Source organism: Psychrobacter sp. FDAARGOS_221 (assembly GCF_002313155.2).
Taxonomy (GTDB): domain Bacteria; phylum Pseudomonadota; class Gammaproteobacteria; order Pseudomonadales; family Moraxellaceae; genus Psychrobacter.
Genome location: NZ_NWFK02000001.1, coordinates 2,091,528 through 2,108,934, shown reverse-complemented (window position 1 = coordinate 2,108,934; position 17,407 = coordinate 2,091,528). Strand labels below are relative to the sequence as shown.

Genomic DNA, 17,407 nt, shown 5'->3' with positions numbered 1-17,407 from the left:
TATTAGATTAATTAACATTTCAACCATAAACAGAAATAATTGTTTAACTTTAATTTATCCCAGCTTCGCAGTGCTAATGCTGGTTGTCTCGTTTTGATTTAAACCCACTTATTTTGATAACCCTAAACGACTGCATAAAACCATTATAATTGCCAAAAAAGACCAAAAAATGCCCCTGATGGTTGATAACCACCAGGGGCATATCTAATAGACGTCTTTAAACAATATATCTACTGCGGTGTGGTACTGGCTAAAAAGAATAGGTTTTCGATTTGTTGCTGATGCCGCTGCTCAAGAATGTTAGACAATTCAAAGTCTTGTGGATCACTATTAATAAGATCACTGAATAAAGGGGCAAAAGAGGCAGTCATTGCCATCACCCCTTTTAATAAGTAGCTGATCACAACTGCCGGTATTTCACCCTGATGTGACTCAATAATCGGTTCAAAGTCCAACGAGTTTTTAAATCGAATTTCACCATCACGAATATCTATCTCGATACAACCGAGCATCATGTCATAGTTGAGCTGTGCGGCTAACGTTAGTCCTGCCTGCAAGTGAGTTGCAGGTAATTGAAACGGTAGCACACCATACATAGCAACAAGTTGGGTGTGCTCATGGATGCGAATGACACAGCCCCACTCTACCTGTTCAGATTCTACGTCTACCCTTGCATCATCCCCTTTTTCTTGCTGTTGTTGCCAAGGCGTATGTTGTTGGTCGTGGTCTTGGCGGTGTTCTTGGCTGTAATCTTGGTCGTGCCTAGCCGCATTATTTGGATCTTCATCGGGCTGCTTATCTTTGTGATAACGCATGGCCATCGAGATATGATGCACGTTTCTCGCTATCTCATTATCATGAGCGCTTCTATCCTGAGCTGCATTATCTCCAGTGCCTTTCTGATCCTGTTGCTGTTCCGGCTTTCGGTCATTGGGATCGTGATAGTAATAACTAAGCCCACTCGCCTCAAGATAATCTAAAATACTGTCGGTAATTGGACTATCAGAATAAAGCTGATTTTCGTTGTGCTGTGCCTTGTCAAAAGAAGCCTTGGTATCGGCAGCATCCAAATCTTCTAAGCGAATAAACTTAACTGATTCCTCCTCTGATGATGGTGACGACAATGATTGCTGTTGGGACTGTTTAGAGCCCTCAGACGGCTGCTTTGACGCTTGTTGTTGCGTCGGTTTTTGCGCCTTTTTTTGCGTTAGCGGCTGAGATTCAGAGGCGCCTGATTCAGCGCCAGTACTATCTACTTGAGTGCTTTCTTGTTTGGCGGTTATTAGATACTTTAATCGCTGCCAAAACGAAGGTTTTTTATTTCTGCTCATAGTTTATACATGCTTATCGTGTTGCTGCTTATAGTATGGCTGATGTTAGTATTAATCACTTATGCTGTTGATCACTGATATTGACTCTAAGACACGTCCGTATTGATAACTTTAACAATTAATAACTTTAAGACTTACCGGTTAAAAAGTAGGACAATAGGTTAGTTATGGGCTTAGGTTTGTTATACTATGTTATATTTGCCATCAATGCTAGATTGACCGGTAATCTAACCCTTAACCCCATTAATATTTAGGTTAACATGCACTCTAAGATGAACGCTCAACCTGCCGATGCAGCTGACAGCCTACCGCCTATATTAGCCTTACGTAATCTTACGGTACAGCGGGGCGATTTCCCCTTGTGCGTTGGTGTCAGCTTATCTTTAAAATCAGGAGAGATCTGTCACTTAGTCGGTGCCAACGGTACGGGCAAGACCACGTTATTAATGCAACTTGCTGGACTACTGCCTGTGCTGCAAGGGGATATCTTGTATCAGGGTGAATTCAGCCTGCCTATTGCGCCTTTATATGTGTCGCATCAATTGGGCATACACCCTAGCCTAACCGTACAACAAAACCTTACCTTTTTATTAAATCTGTACGGTATTCATCCGACTGCCGATCAAATTGAAGAAGCACTAGATTGGGTCGACTTGTCAGGGTTTGAGTCAATGGGTAGCAATCAACTGTCAGCAGGTCAGACCCGCCGCGTGACCTTGGCGCGTCTATATCTGATGACGCCACAGCAAACGCCATTGTGGCTATTAGATGAGCCATTTACGGCGCTAGATGTCAGTATGGTTGCGCGCTTACAGCAACGATTACAGCAGTTTGTGAGTGCTGGAGGCACCGTATTGATGACCAGTCACCAGCCAGTAGATGTGGCCAATAAGCGTCTCAACCTGTCTGACTATTTGCCTTCTGACTTCCCATCAGAGCAGCCAGATGACTATTTATCAGATGATTTTTCTGATGACGTGACTGACTCTGACTCAACTCAGGGGGCAGTATGACTCAACACAATACAACGCCTCAGCACATAGCCAGTCAGCACATAGCCAGTCAGCACTTAGCCAATCAACATCTAGAGAATGTCATCTCTACCCGCCAGCTTTGGCGTCGTGAATGGCAAGTTAAACAGCAAGGTGCGGTTCAATGGCTATATCCATTGGTGCTATTTTTGGTGATAATTACCCTGTTTCCATTGGCGGTAGGTAGTGAACCTCAGCTACTACATCGTCTTGGTGTGCCCGCTGTGTGGATTGCAGCACTGCTGTCCTTAGTCATGGGTGTTGACAGTCTCTTTAAGCCGGCGCTGGATAATGGCACACTTGCTCAATTGGTCGTTTCTCGAGCGTCAATCCCGATTTGGGTTCTGATCCGACTCACCATTCATTGGATATTCAGTAGCGGTCTAGTTGCGCTACTTAGCCTATTGGCAGTGCCTTTGTTTGGTCTAAGCTGGTCTGAAGCAGGCGCACTATTGGTGTCGATTGTTGTCGGCAGTCCCATGCTTTTGATGCTATCCGCTATTGCCAGTAGCTTAACCTTATCTCTTAAAAATGGCGCGGTATTGGTACCTCTGATTGCTTTACCCATGCAGCTGCCAGTGCTAATTTTTGCGACCGGCGCCGTTGATCTATATGCCACTGGTCTTAATGGCTTACCTATCTTAGCCCTACTTGCCGCTGGCAGTATCATTTCGGTGATTATCATGCCTTGGGCCATTGCTATGACTCTGAAGATGGCATGGCTGAACTAGTCACAATATTTGCTATAATAGGGCCTCTTAGGGCGGGTCGAACGGTTGGCTTCGAACAGGTTTACAACGTTAGTATTTAATGATGACCGACCATGATGATGCTCACGTGGCTCATGTCTTAATTCACGTGAATCATGTGCTAGAGTTATCGACCATACCCGTTAATGAACACCCCGACTATTCGCGGTTTGTGATAGGTTTGCTTGCAACTGCACCCACTTAACTGCACCCACTTTATAGGATACGTGGTATCACACAGACTCACGTAGCCTCCATTTTGCAGAGTATGACTTTACTCACACTGTGGCTTACAAGGTTGTTTTATTATGCCGAACGCTAATCGATCATCCAAAAACCCTAGCTTTTTGTCACGTCTTTGGCAGGGCTTCTTAGTTACCGTAGGTACGCGTGAATTTTTTCGCATTTTCACCCCTTGGATAAAGTGGCTAGCAGGCTTAGCAATCATTTGCCTGACAATAGGCAGTGTCTGGGGGCTGGGATTTGCTCCGCCTGACTACCTACAAGGCAACAGCTATCGCATTATCTTCATTCACGTTCCAGCAGCCAGTATTGCCTTATCGATTTATTTAGCAATGGCCATACTCGGTGTGATATTTTTGGTTTGGCGTATCAAGACGGCCAACTTAGTCGCACAAGCCATTGCGCCTATTGGCTTTTTGCTGTGTTTTTTAAGCTTAATCACAGGCTCTATTTGGGCAAAACCAACCTGGGGTACTTTTTGGGTATGGGATGCTCGTTTAACCTCGATGCTCATTTTGGCATTTTTATATGCCGGGGTGATGGCCTTATTCGCCGCCTTTGAACACAGCCCCAACCGAGGTAAAGCAGCCGCTGTATTATCCATCGTTGGCGCGGTTAACTTACCTATTATCAAGTATTCAGTAAACTGGTGGAATACACTGCATCAGGGTTCAACATTGACCATTACCGAAGCCCCAAAGATGTCGCTTAATATGCTAGCACCCTTACTACTGATGATTTTGGGCACTTATTTGTTGGTTGCTGCTTTGGCCATTTATCGTACCAATACCTTGATCTTACGCCGCGATCAGAATAAGGCCTGGGTCAAAGAGTATGTGCGTTTGTCTAAGTAATTGACCCTCATCCTATTCAGCCCTTAAGGAGTATGTAATGCAGCCCTATTTTTATAGCATACAAGAGTTTTTAGCCATGGGTGAGCATGGCCCTTACGTTTGGAGTACATGGGGAATTACCGTTGCTGCGGTCATCGGCTTTATCTTTTATAGTATTCATCAGCGCCGCCGTTTATTAAAAGATTTAAAAGTACAACAAGCGCGTCAACAGCAACGCAAACAGGCAGCCAAACGCTAACGCTATTACAAAACATCCATTCAGACAGCAAAACAGTTACCACTGTCAAAACAGACATTTTAATCAGAAGGCAATTCTATGAATGCTGTACGTCGTAAAAAATTAATATGGGTCGCAGCCACCTTAGCAGGCGCAATCATAGCGGTGCTATTGGTGCTTTATGCCATGCGTCAACAAACTGACTACTACTTTGATCCAACGGCTATCGCAGCCGGTGAAGCGCCTCAAGATAAGCGTATTCGTGCCGGTGGCATGGTAGTTAAAGACAGTGTCAAACGTGATCCAAACAATGACCTTAAGGTGCAGTTTGAGATTACCGACTTCAATGCCAAAGTACCGGTCAGTTATCAAGGCATCTTGCCAGATTTGTTCGCTGAGAACTCTGGTGTTGTAGCAACAGGTACAATGCAAGGCGACGTGTTCGTTGCCAGTGAAGTGCTTGCCAAGCACGATGAAAACTATATGCCGCCTGAAGTTGCTGCGTCTTTAAAAGAGGAACATGCGGCCAAAGGAGTTAACCCAGACTCTGAACAGTTTAGCCCAGCCATTCCGGTGAAAGAATCTATTAAAGATGGTCAACATAAAACTGAGACTTTAGCTGAATAAACGCTAAACTTAAAAGGTTAAATATAGAATTAAAAAAGTGCGCCATAGCAATGTTATGGCGCACTTTTTTATTTCGATACTGACCTTTTAACTACTGGCATTTTAGATAAGGAGACTTTAACTATTGACACTTTAAATAGCCGCTTTTTAAATGCCAGCTTTTGAATACGATAACTAAGGTTTTTTGTTTAATTCAACTGAGTTAACGTCCTCACGATGGAACCAACGTAACCATATTTCATGAGTAATAAAGAAAAATACCGCTAAAAAGAAAGGCAGAATATAATATAACAATCTAAACACCAGTAATACTGCCAACAGATACGCTTTATCTACCTGAGGTAACGAGGCAATCATGGTCAGCTCAAACACACCCAGTCCACCAGGAACATGGCTTAAAATGGCCAAAATCATAGACTGAACAAAGGCGGAGAACACCGTAAAGTAGCCGACTCCTGCCCCATGAGGCAACAGCAAATATAGAACAAAGGCCACACTGGCCAAATCAATAATCGAGATAATAATTTGCTTGATGAGCATGGTCGCTGGCGGCATATCAAAACGCCATCCTTTAATCTGTACATGCCGACCCTGCTTACCTGACCAAGCGATAGCAGCCACTACTGATGCCAGTAATGCCAAGCCAATACCACGTATCACTGCCACGTTATGCAATATATTGGGTATATCTAGCGACAAATCTTCTAACTGTGTGTCCAGTTGCGCCATCATGGTAACCGTCGCCTCTGGGTTAAAGGCTAATGACATCGATACCAAGGTAGTAATACCAAAGGTAAAGGCCATAGACACCAACCACACCACATTGGCAATATTCTCAGCCGGCACCTTGTTGACCCCATACATCCGAAACCGTACCCCTGAGGCAGACAAAATAGCCAATCCCATCGTATGCCCAATGGCATAGGCGGTAAAAGAGGTAAACGCTACCTTTTTAAACGGTAAATTGATATTCATATGCTTAAAAGCAATGGTGTCATACAAGGTGAGCACTAAATACCCAAAAGCGACCACAATAACCGCCAAAAAAATATCCATATTAGGAATCTGCTCGATTGCTTCAAATACTTCCGAAATTTGGATGGTTTGAGTGATGGTATATAGTGTCTTTATAGCAAGCACAAAAATAACCAGCGCCAATAGAAACAGGGCACCACGCAGCAAGATTACTTTAGGATTAAGAATTTTCTTTAGGTTAATAGACATATAGACACTTATTGAGATGCTATAAATTTTAAAAAAACATATAACGGACTAACAACTGCATTTATCTGGCTCTAGTGGACGTATACAAGTTAAACCGATGCGGTGATTTATTATAATGCATATCATAGCACTTCTGAGAATTTACATGCCGAGGAAAACGGATGTGAGTGCTATAAACTGTAGGCTAAACGGGATTGATGCAGATAGGTTATTATTCAGAGTTATTATAATAACAGTCTAAGGCCTAGGTTTGTGCATTAATCCTTATTTTCGCGGTATCCAAATACAAAAAATATCATTTATAAATCATTTGAATCATTTAAATCATTTAAATGCTAAAAACTAAAAAAGCGAGCCATGGGCTCGCTTTTAAACACTCACTTTTAAACGATATTCGCTTTTAAATAATGTTTGCGTTTAAACAATAGTTACTATTTCAAATAGTACATCTTAATCTTAATAGCGGTTACTATCGATAACAACTTCTTGGTGTAAACAATTGACGTGCTTCTTCAGTACCTTCATAACGCCAGTGCCATGGCTCTACCATCACATTTGATACCCGAGAAACTTCTGGCGTGAAGCTTTGAACCCAATTATATCTATGTGCATTTTGGGTCAACCAACGATAGGCACGAGTATTACCAAAGCTTGACTCAATCGGAGTGAAGTCAACCACATAGCCAGTTGAGTGCTCTGAGTAACCTGCTGGCGCTGATGCTGAGTAAATTTGAAGATCTGACATGCCGCGCTGCTTCTTACGGTTAACAATGCCTTGCTGATAGTTGATAGATCGGTAGGCAGAACCCACGGTTAACGTTACCCCATCACGCTTGGCATCAGCTTGCATCTGTCTCATTGAAGCAGCAGCATCACGATGCAACTTACGACTACCGAAGCTGACTAAGTCACTAGATTTGGCATTATCATAACGGAAATGCTGGATACCAACCGCAAGAGCATCAGGATTACACTCCCCTGTCGGATATTTTTTTCCTTGACCTGGGTTAGATTCTAATTGGTCAATAAAACCACCTAAGCGATCCTGAGATTGCGTAGCAGGTGCATTTTGCGTTGCTGCTGGACCAAGCTGTTGACCAGCTGCATGATTGTTATTGCCTTGATAGTTGGTATTGTTGCCTTGATAGTTAATAGTATCACCTGACTGCTGGTGACCCATTGTATTTGTATTTGAGTTAGATATTTGCGTATATTTTGTGGTTTCTTGATTATTAATCAGACCAACATTGTCATGGCAATAGGCCAAAGGGATGATACCAAGACCAACCACGAATAACGCCACACCGGCACCAATACCACCCAATCCATTCTTTCTTAGTTTCATCTAGATACCTAATATTAAATATGATTAATCATTAAAATAGCCAGACATTATTGCTGGCTATCATCACTATGTGATTAACAAGACAAGAGACGCTCGGTAAGAGATCAGAGGATTAGTAAGTACAGATATAATCTGAACGGCTCCAACCGATATATTTGCCATAGCGTACTTTGTACCAAACAAAACCGTCTTTGGCATTTACGCTATCAATAATCTGTACATCTCTACCATTAGGCATATACAATCTTGCTTTATAGCCTCTGCTTGGTCCAGTACGTAAAGTAACTTTACCGTTAACGCTGTGAGTACAAGCATATGCGGCTGAGCCATAATATGCTGGGCCTACTGCTGCTTGTGCACTCATACCAGTCATAGCAACTGCTGAACCGATTAAACCTGCAGCAGAAAGATAAATCATATTCTTTTTCATATTTTTCTCTCTATTAGTAAAGTATACAAATCGTAAGAGACATCTCCTACCACCCACATAAGTTATCTAGACTATTACTCATAGCAAGACTAGGGATGACCAAAGAAAAGACTAAAAAAGCGACCTAAAAGGCTTAACACATACTAAACCATTTAAGTTCTACTTATATATAATAATATCAGAACTAATTTTTTTTACAATAAAAAACATTGTTTAACTCTCTCTTACAATGATAAAAACTCTTACATCGGTAGCTTTAACCGACTGATTTTAGTCATTAGCAGATAAGGATTTATAAGGTGTTCCAAGCAATAACAGCGGTAATAAATGGCTGTTATTGCGGTTATAAAAAAAAGAGCCTATAGAAAACAATGCCCATAAAAAAAGCGAACCCTTATTCAGGATTCGCTTTTTTTGATTCATTTAGAACTGTGTTATTAGTATAACCACAGTTTAAATTATCTTAGCTATTAGATAGCTGTAATACCGTGGGCTTGTGGGCCTTTAGCACCTTGAGTTACTGTGAACTCAACTTCTTGGCCTTCAGCTAAGGTTTTGAAACCTGAGCTTGCGATTTCGCTATAATGAGCAAAAACGTCTGGGCCTGATTCTGGAGCAATGAAACCAAAACCTTTAGCTTCGTTAAACCACTTTACTGTACCTTTGATAGTATCTGACATATATATAATCCTAATTTTAAAACATAATGACCAATTCGGTCGGGTAACGCTTGAGCAACTTCTGTAAATCTTAAAACGGAGGATTAATGCTAATACTACGAGGTAATGATTTGCTACGGTTCTCTTAAGCAGGTACCCAGTATATACCAATACCACAGGTAAGCAAGCTTTATTTTAAAATAAACTTAAATAATTCAATTATTTAGTTTAAATATTTTGAAAACAATCTCTGTGAGTCATTGTCAGTATGGCTTGAGAGCTGTTAGCGCCTAACAGAAAAATATTTAATGTTTTGAGATGTTGGGTTAACCAGCATATCGATTTCTAGCATGTTTATTAATCGTAGAGCTCGCCTATCACTCACCTCTTTTTACCAAGCTGGCTGTAAACATTGATTAAAACCACTTTGCACAAACCAAAAAAACGAGCCGCAAGGCCCGTTCTTTTATGGTATATCTATTCTCAATCTGTGGTTACACAGTATGAGTAATAATTATACTGCTGTTATACCGTGGGCTTGTGGGCCTTTAGCACCTTGAGTTACTGTGAACTCAACTTCTTGGCCTTCAGCTAGGGTTTTGAAACCTGAGCTAGCGATTTCGCTATAATGAGCAAAAACGTCTGGGCCTGATTCTGGAGCAATGAAACCAAAACCTTTAGCTTCGTTAAACCACTTTACTGTACCTTTAATAGTATCTGACATATATATAATCCTAATTTTAAAACATAATGACCAATTTGGTCGGTAACGCTTGGAGCAACTTCTGTAAATCTTAAAACGGAGGATTAATGCTAATACTACGAGGTAGTGATTTGCTGCGGTTCTCTTAAGCAGGTGCCCAGTATATACCAATGCCACGGTTAAGCAAGCTTTATTTTAAAATAAACTTAAATAATTCAATTATTTAATTTAAATTCTTTAAAAGTAACACCTGTAGGCTATGTCTGGTATGGTCTGAGAGCTATTAGTGCCTAACAGCAAAATATTAAATGTTTTGAGATGTTTGGCTAATCAGCATGTCGATTTCTAGCATGTTTATTTATCGTAGAGCTCACCTATTCGCTTATCACCCTACCCTTTTGACCAAGCTGGCTTTAAACACGGATCAAAATCACTTTGCATAAACCAAAAAAACGAGCCGTTAGGCTCGTTCTTTTACTGTATATCTATTCTCAATCTGCACTTAAGCAGTATGAGTAATAATTATACTGCAGTAATACCGTGGGCTTGTGGGCCTTTAGCACCTTGAGTTACTGTGAACTCAACTTCTTGGCCTTCAGCTAAGGTTTTGAAACCTGAGCTAGCGATTTCGCTGTAATGAGCAAAAACGTCTGGACCTGATTCTGGAGCAATAAAGCCAAAACCTTTAGCTTCGTTAAACCACTTTACTGTACCTTTAATAGTATCTGACATATATATAATCCTAATTTTAAAACATAATGACCAATTCGGTCGGGTAACGCTTGAGCAACTTCTGTAAATCTTAAAACGGAGGATTAATGCTAATACTACGAGGTAATGATTTGCTGCGGTTCTCTTAAGCAGGAGCACAGTATATGCTGAGCACCCCCGCTATGCAAGCTTTATTTTTAAATAATTATAAATAATAGTTAAAATTAAATTAAAAATTATGCTTAATTTTACTGCAGGCCTCTGATAACCTGACTTTAGAGAGATAACGGAGCACTATATAACTTCTGAATAAACTGTATAACTGCTGAATAATTAGTGACTTTAGTCCAAATGTCATCGTAAACGCTAGCAGAACAGAAATCTAGCCCAACAAATCTACCAAAGCACCTAGCCAGCGTAATCAATAAGTTTTATGATATTAATAGATAAGCAGCATTGTGTTGAACAGTAAAACAACCAACTGGGCCTGATGAGCGTACTGATAGTTCGTTATACTATAGATGTCTCTATCCGCCCGACTTCTATTCACCTGACTTATATAGGTATTGCCATGAGCTATAAACATATTTTGTTAGTGACTGACCTACGTTCTGACGCCGATGTGGTTGCCCAAAAAGCAAAAATCATCCATTCACGTCAGACCAATGCGCAGTTTTCTGTATTACACATTATTAAAGATACCGTCGTTGGTTTTGGTTATGAGATGGTTCCAGCGGCCAGCCTTTATGATGAAATTGATGATGAACGCCGTGAAAGCGCGAAGTCTGACTTGGTAAAATTCCTTGAGCGTAATGGACTTGACTGTAACTCACAAGAAGTGACCACTGCTATCTCTAATAGTGAAGGCATTATTAACTACTGTGATAAGCACGATGTGGATCTTGTGGTCATTGGCCGCCATGAACGTCACGGTATCTCAGCATGGATCAATGGCGCCACTGCAGATTGCATTTTGCCAAATGTGCCTTGTGATGTATTGGTCGTGAAGCTAGATAAGCCAGTCAAAGACTAGTGTCTTTAGGGCATATTTGACTATGCATGACTATTTTTGAGTTGTTTTGACTTTTTTTGAATCAGCAATTGTCTGATTAAACGATAAAGGGCGCCAGCGGTTGAAACTTTCAATCGACCGAGCGCCCTTTATGGTTACGTTATTTAGAGTATGAGTTAGATAGTTATCGATTAGATAACAGCTTAAACCTAACGTTAGAAGTATCTAGGCGTCGGGTAACCGCCATAAATAGATGGCCACACTAAAGCAAGTTAAAGCAACCGCCCAAGCGACCCATATCATGGCAGCAGGTACTGTGAAAAACAGCATAGTGCTAGAGATGCTCATCATGGTACAGGCCAGCCACTTGCCTCGGCGCGGTACTGCTCGGCGCTGCTCCCAATCACGCACATACTTACCCATATATTGATGGTTGATTAACCACAAATAGAATCGCTTCGAGCCTCTAGCCCAACAAGCTGCTGCCAATAACACAAATGGAGCGGTTGGCATCACAGGTAACACGGCTCCGATAACTCCTAACCCAAAGAACAAAAAACCCAATATCAGATAAATCCAGCGCATATGCGCATATTCAGACTGGCTGATATTACCAGTATAACGGGGCTGTTCGCCTTCGGTAATAGGATCATCGGGTTTGGTCATAAGCCGTCACATTGTCATTTATTTTGTTCAGTCAGCAGCTAGAAGATTGAGCTTAGATTTTGGCGGTTTCACCTAAGTTTTTATCAACTGCTAACTGAGCCACTTTTAAGGCAACAGCCGCATCAAAGCTGGCCGCGCCAACTGATTTGAACAATGTCATGCCAGAGCGGTTACCTATTTCAAGCTCACCACTCACTAGATCAATCAGCTCACCACTAAGCTCATCCCATGTCCAACTGCAAGCGGCGCTGTCATCAGCCTGAATCAGATCACCGGCTTCATGCTTACCGCCTGCTAAATCATCAATGACCACATAAGCACAGGCCTCAATAACTGAATCACTAACTTCTTTCATATGCGACTGGTAAGCGCCTACTGCGTTGATATGTGCGTCTGGCTTAATATCATCCGCTTCGAACAAGCCTTCAGTAGCACGGGTCGCCAAATTAATAACGTCTGCTTCTTTGATTGCGGCTTGCATGGTGTCACAAACCGTTATACTCACATCCCACTGCGGATAGTCACGCTCAAAGTTCTGTTTAAAGGTATGTGCCGTCTCTTCGGTGCGATTCCATAAGTTGACTTGCTTGATATTTGGGCAGACGGTTAATACGGCATTTAGCTGCTCGTACGCCATACCGCCGGTACCCACCACAGCCACTGTCTGACTTTCAGGATTGGCCAAGTACTTTGTGGCAACCCCTGATAAAGCAGCGGTACGTACCTGAGTGACGTAGATACCATCCATAAATGCCAAAGTATCGCCTGTCGCAGTATCAGAAACGGTAATGGTTGCAACCGTTGTTGGCTTATCTTGCTTCGGGTTATCAGGGCAAATAGTTACCAGCTTAACCACCGCATATTCATCTGTGCCATCATATACCACCGAAGGCATCGACAGGTGTGAGCCAGTTTGATGCGCGTCGCTGTCTTTATAGGTTGGTATTACCAATCGCTCTGGCGTTTTAACCCAGTTGGGATGGCTATGCTGCACTTTAAGTAAGTCTTCAATGGCTTCAATCGCCATTGGCATTGTCAATTGCTGCTTTACGGTCGCTAGGTCTAATACTTGCATGATCCTTCCTTAGTATCCTGATATTGATTAATTGCGTCAGTAGCTAATAATAATAGTGGCTAATGATGATAATGACTAATAATAATACGAGCCTATTGTGAAGACCGTTGTTGATTCGATGCGTTAATCATAGCTCTAGAATTAGGGCTCTAGGTAATCATCACTGTATTATCGAGTTATGGTTATGGTTATATTCATAGCCATGGCTTAAGCTGCCGCTTGATCTGTTCGCTTGATTAAAAAGCCAACCAAGGCCATCACCAAAGCAGGAACAATCCAGCCCAATCCCACCTCAGCTAAAGGCAGTGTATCAACCAATCCCTGCCATGGCAAAGACGTAGAGATAAGATTGGCAAGCGTTGCATTGAAGGCAAATAGCGTGGTTGTACCGACACCCAACACATAGGTTAACGGGCGATGCGCAATCAATGGGTGTATCAAAGACAATAGCACTAAGGCGATGCTAATAGGATATAAAAACATCATAATCGGCACCGCAATGGCTAAAACTGGCTCTAGGCCAAGGTTTGAGATAACCGCACCAGTAACCGTAAATAACAGCACATAGGCTTTATAACTGACTTTCGGAAAAAGACGTTGTGCAAAGCTTGAACAGGCGTTAATAAGACCGATACAGGTCGTCAAACACGCCAGCAATACAATCATACCCAGTACAAAGTTACCCAAATCTCCCATCAATAACCGTGCTGCGCTCGATAATAAAACCGCTCCATTTTCATAGCTTTCGGGCTGATACATACTCAGACCAACCCATGCCAGACCTAAATACACCAGTCCTAAGAAAAATCCTGCGACCAATGATGACTGAATCATTGTTTTAACCAACTGCTGATTATCGACGCCATCATTAATCACTGCTTGGCCTGCCTGTGTATCTTCTGCGCTTAACGATTTAGGACGCATCGCTTCAATAATAGAAGCTGATAATACACTACCAAAGGCCAAGCCCGCTAAAGCATCTAAAGTAAAATAGCCTTCGATGATACCCGCTGAGAAAGGACTGCTAGCGAACTTCTCTGTTGGCGCTTGCGAGCCAGGCGTTAAATTCAAAAAAGCCAAGCCACATAACAGGGCGATAAATACCAATAATATCGGTGTCAAAAACTTACCAATAATATCAATCAAGCGCCCAGATTTTATGGAAGATAAATAACAAATACTAAAAAATACCACAACATACATCACCAGACTCATCTTATCTGGCAAATCCACAAACTGCTGAAAGCCCATCTCGTAGCCGACATTAGCCGCTCGTGGAATACCGTACATCACCCCGATTGACAAGTAGACTAATATCGCAAAAAAATAGGCAAATAGTGGATGCACACGGCGACCGATACCCAACAGTCCGGTTGGCGACTTAGCCACCACAATCAGACTAAGCAAAGGCAGCGCGATGCCAGTGGCAATAAAGCCGATCACCGCTGGTGTAAATTGAGTGCCTGATTCCATTCCCAACATTGGCGGGAAAATAAGGTTACCTGCGCCAAAAAAGAATGACAGTAGCATAAATCCTAAAAACAGAGGGTTTGCTTTTGATCGTTGTGTCTCAGATGTTAGTTTTCCCATCGCAATATGCGCCCTTATTTGGTTTCTAAAAAGCTTTTAGTTAATTCCTAAACACCGGTGATTAAGTGTAAAAACTAACGGCTAAAAAATGGGGAATTGTATAGTAACCTAAAGCGGTTGGCAAAAAGTGATTGCGATTTTTTTGGGCATTAGTAGTTTTTTAGTCCTGATTATTGGCTCTAATTGAAGCTCTGAGTAAATGATATATGGGATTGTGGTGATCGCTGATTAGCCATTAGTGCCCAGTCATACCACCTGCCATACCGGTGACAGTACAAGCGGTCAGAAATAATGAGCTGGTGACTACTAATGCCAATATCATTTTGGTTTTATTAAACAGTGTAAACATGGTTCATCCTTAGCGTATGCTGCTGACTGTTGATTGATTCATTTATTAAAAGTTGGTTTATGAAAACCAGTTGATTAAACCAGTTCATTCAAAATGGTAGCTGATATCACAGGCTGATAAAGTCAAAAACCGTTACAGCATCTTGCTATAACGGTTTTTCTGTTTTTTAAAGCTCAGCCTCTGGTTTGCTTGATTAAAAGCAAACGCTATTAACGGCAAATTGGCTGTAATTGTGATTTATAAACATAGCTATAGTTTTGACCATTTGGATACGCTTGTTTTAAATCAGGTGCATTAAACATCTGGTTTAACGTCAGCGACTGTTTAGGCTTAAAGTTCACCACTTTAATTGTTGAGAATTCAGGCTCATTGCCGTACTGCAAGCCGACTGAATTTGGATGCGGTACTAGGTTGTATACCTCTTGCCCTGCCTGCTGATAGCTGCCATTTACGCCACAGTTAAAGCGGTAGTTATAGGTCTTGCCATTTTTGAAGCTGATAACAGTCGCTTGACCGCTCATTTTTTCAGTCATTGCCCAATAGCCATCAGAGATAGATTGAGGCAATTGATAGCCATTGGCGCCTTGGTTGGGCATGGTTGGTGCCGCACCGGTACTGGCACAGCCTGATAACAGTAATGCGCCACCTATCATAGCAGCGGTTGAAAGTTTAATAGTTTTACTCATAATCGTTCCTTTGATTTTGTAGTTGTGGATTTTATAGTTTTTGGTCTTTTGCTGAACAATCACTGAACAGCCACCCAACAATAGCCTATTTATTGCAATAACAGTTTAGCGTAAAACAGCCAGCCTCGCAGCTACCCTGTCTTACACTACTGTAGGATTTTTATAGTTATAGCGTAGACTCGCTCTCTGGCTGTGGGTTGTTTTTGTCCCACTCATCAGCAGCATGCAGCATCTTTTTAATGATATGAGATGAAACAAACGCAACAACAGTGATGCCTAGCGCAAACAGAGTTAGGGTCATAAAGAAGCTACCATAGTTTTCGACCGCAATGGCTTGGGTGACTTGAGTGCCCTTCTCTAGCGCAATACTGGTCGAGAATACCGCCCCGATAATGCCGCTCACCGCCATCGCTACCATAAATAAGCTCACTGAGAAGCTCGAAATCGCCTTAGGCGTGACCGATAAGATATAAGCCACTACCAAGCTGCCGACAATCACTTCTGCAAAGGCTTGGAAGAAATGCACCACCATAAACACCTCTGGGCTTAAAGTTGCATCTTCATTGATATTTAATAGTGAGAACGTCAATACCGCAAAGGCAATGGTCGTCGCCACAAAAGCAACACTGACTTTGGTCGGGGTACTCAAAAAGATATCGCGCTTCTCTAAACGGTTGGTAATCAGTGCGATAATAGGCCCTGCTACCGCACACCATAATGGGTTCATCACCATAGAGCCTTCGGGCTGAATCGGGATAATGCCAAATAAATCGCCACGCATGGTGTTAATCGCCACGATATTCATTGAAGTCATCATCTGGCTGTAATAGATAAAGAAAGCGATGGTCAGCAATATCATGATTAATACAGTGCCCATACGCAGTGCGGTGCCACGATTTGATTTGAGCGTTAAATAAACAAAGTAACCAATGGCAGCGGCGCTAATGACATAAACAATATACTGCCCCATATCCATGTCACTGAACATATAGAACACAACCGCAATCATAATCGCACTTAAGCCTAAAAACTTAAGCCAGTTTTGCAGTGGCACTTTGGCTTGGTCAATTTTATCCGCCCCTGCGATTAATGGCTTACGTACAAGTATCAATGACAACACGCCCAGTCCACACATGCCAGCGGCAAGCATAAAATTGCCTTTGTAGGCGATATATAGCGTCAAGAACGGGAACACGTATTGACCTAAAAACGCACCAACATTGTTTACCGAATAGTTAATGGGATATATCTTCTCAAAGTCTTGTTGCGACTTGAATGTGGTCTGGAACAAGGTCGGATAGTTTGGCGACATCAAGCCCCGCCCATAACTGACCAGTGCAATACCGATTAAGCTTAGCGGAATATTAATGTCTACCGCACTGAGCATCAGTAACACATAACCGAGCGTAAACGCGCCATAGCCAATGATAAGCGAGCGATATGCACCCAAATAACGGTCACCTATCACCCCGCCTGCAATCGAGAAAAATGTCCCCACTGCACTAAACGCACCAATTACCATCAAGGTGTCGGCTTCGCTGTACTCTAGCCTATCCAAAAAGAACGGCGTTAGAATAATCATAACGCCATAAAAAGACAGACCAAATATCATCTGACACAGCATCATGGTCAGGTTTCGTTGATTAAACATGGAGCACCTCGACTGTTGGGAGCAATGGTTGGTGTATTTTGAATATTGAAGTTTTAATATCGAAATTTGTGGTTTAAATAATTAGAGCATTAGATAGATGAATAATGTCTAACGTTCTACACAATAGCGTGTGTGTTGGGCTTTTATACTACAAATATGCCCTAAAATTTGACGCGCCTAGTTTATACCAATGCTTTGAATAACCGACTATTTTTTGGTTTTAGTTTTGCAACTGTTTAAGGTTTAGACACTAA

Annotated in this window: 18 protein-coding genes; 6 read left to right on the top strand and 12 right to left on the bottom strand. The window is 42.0% G+C overall.

From position 1 onward, the window contains the following. Nucleotides 1-230 precede the first annotated feature (230 nt). Complete coding sequence (locus A6J60_RS08895; protein WP_096065679.1) at nucleotides 231-1,331, bottom strand: hypothetical protein; 1,101 nt, start codon at nucleotides 1,329-1,331, stop codon at nucleotides 231-233. A 272-nt stretch (nucleotides 1,332-1,603) separates the two neighbouring features. On the opposite strand from A6J60_RS08895, the gene ccmA reads away from it, so the two are divergent. The 5 genes from ccmA (at nucleotide 1,604) to ccmE (ending at nucleotide 5,052) form a co-directional block, all read left to right on the top strand. After that, nucleotides 1,604-2,344, top strand: coding sequence for a heme ABC exporter ATP-binding protein CcmA (ccmA, locus tag A6J60_RS08890; protein WP_096065678.1), 741 nt, complete (start codon nucleotides 1,604-1,606; stop codon nucleotides 2,342-2,344). Further along, complete coding sequence (locus tag A6J60_RS08885; RefSeq protein ID WP_227526103.1) at nucleotides 2,341-3,093, top strand: heme exporter protein CcmB; 753 nt, start codon at nucleotides 2,341-2,343, stop codon at nucleotides 3,091-3,093. Before ccmA ends, A6J60_RS08885 begins: the two co-directional genes overlap by 4 nt. Nucleotides 3,094-3,419: 326 nt before the next feature. Continuing rightward, on the top strand, nucleotides 3,420-4,208 hold the full coding sequence (locus A6J60_RS08880) for a heme ABC transporter permease (protein ID WP_096065677.1): 789 nt from the start codon (nucleotides 3,420-3,422) through the stop codon (nucleotides 4,206-4,208). Between the two features lie 37 nt (nucleotides 4,209-4,245). Continuing rightward, on the top strand, nucleotides 4,246-4,446 hold the full coding sequence (gene ccmD, locus A6J60_RS08875) for a heme exporter protein CcmD (RefSeq protein WP_096065676.1): 201 nt from the start codon (nucleotides 4,246-4,248) through the stop codon (nucleotides 4,444-4,446). A 78-nt stretch (nucleotides 4,447-4,524) separates the two neighbouring features. Next, the gene (gene ccmE / locus A6J60_RS08870; protein ID WP_096065675.1) at nucleotides 4,525-5,052 is read left to right on the top strand and encodes a cytochrome c maturation protein CcmE; all 528 of its coding nucleotides are present in this window, start codon (nucleotides 4,525-4,527) and stop codon (nucleotides 5,050-5,052) included. Between the two features lie 174 nt (nucleotides 5,053-5,226). On the opposite strand, the gene A6J60_RS08865 is transcribed toward ccmE, so the two are convergent. The 6 genes from A6J60_RS08865 to A6J60_RS08840 all read right to left on the bottom strand — a co-directional run bounded on the left by A6J60_RS08865 (nucleotide 5,227) and on the right by A6J60_RS08840 (nucleotide 10,145). Next, on the bottom strand, nucleotides 5,227-6,276 hold the full coding sequence (locus tag A6J60_RS08865) for a lysylphosphatidylglycerol synthase domain-containing protein (RefSeq protein WP_096065674.1): 1,050 nt from the start codon (nucleotides 6,274-6,276) through the stop codon (nucleotides 5,227-5,229). A gap of 469 nt (nucleotides 6,277-6,745) precedes the next feature. Beyond that, complete coding sequence (locus A6J60_RS08860; protein WP_096065673.1) at nucleotides 6,746-7,621, bottom strand: D-alanyl-D-alanine carboxypeptidase family protein; 876 nt, start codon at nucleotides 7,619-7,621, stop codon at nucleotides 6,746-6,748. Between the two features lie 112 nt (nucleotides 7,622-7,733). Continuing rightward, the gene (locus A6J60_RS08855) at nucleotides 7,734-8,051 is read right to left on the bottom strand and encodes an SH3 domain-containing protein (RefSeq protein WP_096065672.1); all 318 of its coding nucleotides are present in this window, start codon (nucleotides 8,049-8,051) and stop codon (nucleotides 7,734-7,736) included. A gap of 470 nt (nucleotides 8,052-8,521) precedes the next feature. Then, entirely contained in the window at nucleotides 8,522-8,731 is a 210-nt protein-coding gene (locus A6J60_RS08850) for a cold-shock protein (protein ID WP_096065671.1), read from the bottom strand. 493 nt (nucleotides 8,732-9,224) lie between these two features. Then, the gene (locus A6J60_RS08845) at nucleotides 9,225-9,434 is read right to left on the bottom strand and encodes a cold-shock protein (protein WP_096065670.1); all 210 of its coding nucleotides are present in this window, start codon (nucleotides 9,432-9,434) and stop codon (nucleotides 9,225-9,227) included. A gap of 501 nt (nucleotides 9,435-9,935) precedes the next feature. Then, a complete protein-coding gene (locus tag A6J60_RS08840; RefSeq protein ID WP_096065670.1) occupies nucleotides 9,936-10,145 on the bottom strand; it encodes a cold-shock protein in 210 nt (69 codons plus the stop codon). A gap of 550 nt (nucleotides 10,146-10,695) precedes the next feature. Here A6J60_RS08840 and A6J60_RS08835 point away from each other — a divergent pair. Then, entirely contained in the window at nucleotides 10,696-11,157 is a 462-nt protein-coding gene (locus A6J60_RS08835; RefSeq protein ID WP_096065669.1) for a universal stress protein, read from the top strand. Nucleotides 11,158-11,361: 204 nt separating this feature from the next. Here A6J60_RS08835 and A6J60_RS08830 read toward each other — a convergent pair whose 3' ends face one another. The 5 genes from A6J60_RS08830 to A6J60_RS08810 all read right to left on the bottom strand — a co-directional run bounded on the left by A6J60_RS08830 (nucleotide 11,362) and on the right by A6J60_RS08810 (nucleotide 17,153). Continuing rightward, on the bottom strand, nucleotides 11,362-11,802 hold the full coding sequence (locus A6J60_RS08830; protein ID WP_193778047.1) for a YbaN family protein: 441 nt from the start codon (nucleotides 11,800-11,802) through the stop codon (nucleotides 11,362-11,364). A 52-nt stretch (nucleotides 11,803-11,854) separates the two neighbouring features. Further along, nucleotides 11,855-12,877 carry an ornithine cyclodeaminase family protein gene (locus tag A6J60_RS08825; RefSeq protein WP_096065668.1) on the bottom strand — a complete coding sequence of 341 codons (1,023 nt, stop codon included), beginning with the start codon at nucleotides 12,875-12,877 and terminating at the stop codon, nucleotides 11,855-11,857. Between the two features lie 207 nt (nucleotides 12,878-13,084). Then, a complete protein-coding gene (gene brnQ / locus A6J60_RS08820) occupies nucleotides 13,085-14,467 on the bottom strand; it encodes a branched-chain amino acid transport system II carrier protein (protein WP_096065667.1) in 1,383 nt (460 codons plus the stop codon). 558 nt (nucleotides 14,468-15,025) lie between these two features. Further along, a complete protein-coding gene (locus A6J60_RS08815; RefSeq protein WP_096065666.1) occupies nucleotides 15,026-15,502 on the bottom strand; it encodes a hypothetical protein in 477 nt (158 codons plus the stop codon). A gap of 166 nt (nucleotides 15,503-15,668) precedes the next feature. Further along, nucleotides 15,669-17,153 carry a peptide MFS transporter gene (locus tag A6J60_RS08810; protein WP_096065665.1) on the bottom strand — a complete coding sequence of 495 codons (1,485 nt, stop codon included), beginning with the start codon at nucleotides 17,151-17,153 and terminating at the stop codon, nucleotides 15,669-15,671. Between the last annotated feature and the right edge of the window lie 254 nt (nucleotides 17,154-17,407).

What these genes read in the sequence shown, in the direction of transcription:
- A6J60_RS08880 (WP_096065677.1), top strand. Translation starts at nt 3,420, where the DNA reads ATGCCGAACGCTAATCGATCATCCAAAAACCCTAGCTTTTTGTCACGT.
- A6J60_RS08860 (WP_096065673.1), bottom strand. Translation starts at nt 7,621, where the DNA reads ATGAAACTAAGAAAGAATGGATTGGGTGGTATTGGTGCCGGTGTGGCG.
- A6J60_RS08865 (WP_096065674.1), bottom strand. Translation starts at nt 6,276, where the DNA reads ATGTCTATTAACCTAAAGAAAATTCTTAATCCTAAAGTAATCTTGCTG.
- A6J60_RS08840 (WP_096065670.1), bottom strand. Translation starts at nt 10,145, where the DNA reads ATGTCAGATACTATTAAAGGTACAGTAAAGTGGTTTAACGAAGCTAAA.
- A6J60_RS08885 (WP_227526103.1), top strand. Translation starts at nt 2,341, where the DNA reads ATGACTCAACACAATACAACGCCTCAGCACATAGCCAGTCAGCACATA.
- brnQ (WP_096065667.1), bottom strand. Translation starts at nt 14,467, where the DNA reads ATGGGAAAACTAACATCTGAGACACAACGATCAAAAGCAAACCCTCTG.
- A6J60_RS08825 (WP_096065668.1), bottom strand. Translation starts at nt 12,877, where the DNA reads ATGCAAGTATTAGACCTAGCGACCGTAAAGCAGCAATTGACAATGCCA.
- ccmE (WP_096065675.1), top strand. Translation starts at nt 4,525, where the DNA reads ATGAATGCTGTACGTCGTAAAAAATTAATATGGGTCGCAGCCACCTTA.
- ccmD (WP_096065676.1), top strand. Translation starts at nt 4,246, where the DNA reads ATGCAGCCCTATTTTTATAGCATACAAGAGTTTTTAGCCATGGGTGAG.
- A6J60_RS08815 (WP_096065666.1), bottom strand. Translation starts at nt 15,502, where the DNA reads ATGAGTAAAACTATTAAACTTTCAACCGCTGCTATGATAGGTGGCGCA.
- A6J60_RS08835 (WP_096065669.1), top strand. Translation starts at nt 10,696, where the DNA reads ATGAGCTATAAACATATTTTGTTAGTGACTGACCTACGTTCTGACGCC.
- A6J60_RS08830 (WP_193778047.1), bottom strand. Translation starts at nt 11,802, where the DNA reads ATGACCAAACCCGATGATCCTATTACCGAAGGCGAACAGCCCCGTTAT.
- A6J60_RS08850 (WP_096065671.1), bottom strand. Translation starts at nt 8,731, where the DNA reads ATGTCAGATACTATCAAAGGTACAGTAAAGTGGTTTAACGAAGCTAAA.
- A6J60_RS08895 (WP_096065679.1), bottom strand. Translation starts at nt 1,331, where the DNA reads ATGAGCAGAAATAAAAAACCTTCGTTTTGGCAGCGATTAAAGTATCTA.
- ccmA (WP_096065678.1), top strand. Translation starts at nt 1,604, where the DNA reads ATGAACGCTCAACCTGCCGATGCAGCTGACAGCCTACCGCCTATATTA.
- A6J60_RS08810 (WP_096065665.1), bottom strand. Translation starts at nt 17,153, where the DNA reads ATGTTTAATCAACGAAACCTGACCATGATGCTGTGTCAGATGATATTT.
- A6J60_RS08855 (WP_096065672.1), bottom strand. Translation starts at nt 8,051, where the DNA reads ATGAAAAAGAATATGATTTATCTTTCTGCTGCAGGTTTAATCGGTTCA.
- A6J60_RS08845 (WP_096065670.1), bottom strand. Translation starts at nt 9,434, where the DNA reads ATGTCAGATACTATTAAAGGTACAGTAAAGTGGTTTAACGAAGCTAAA.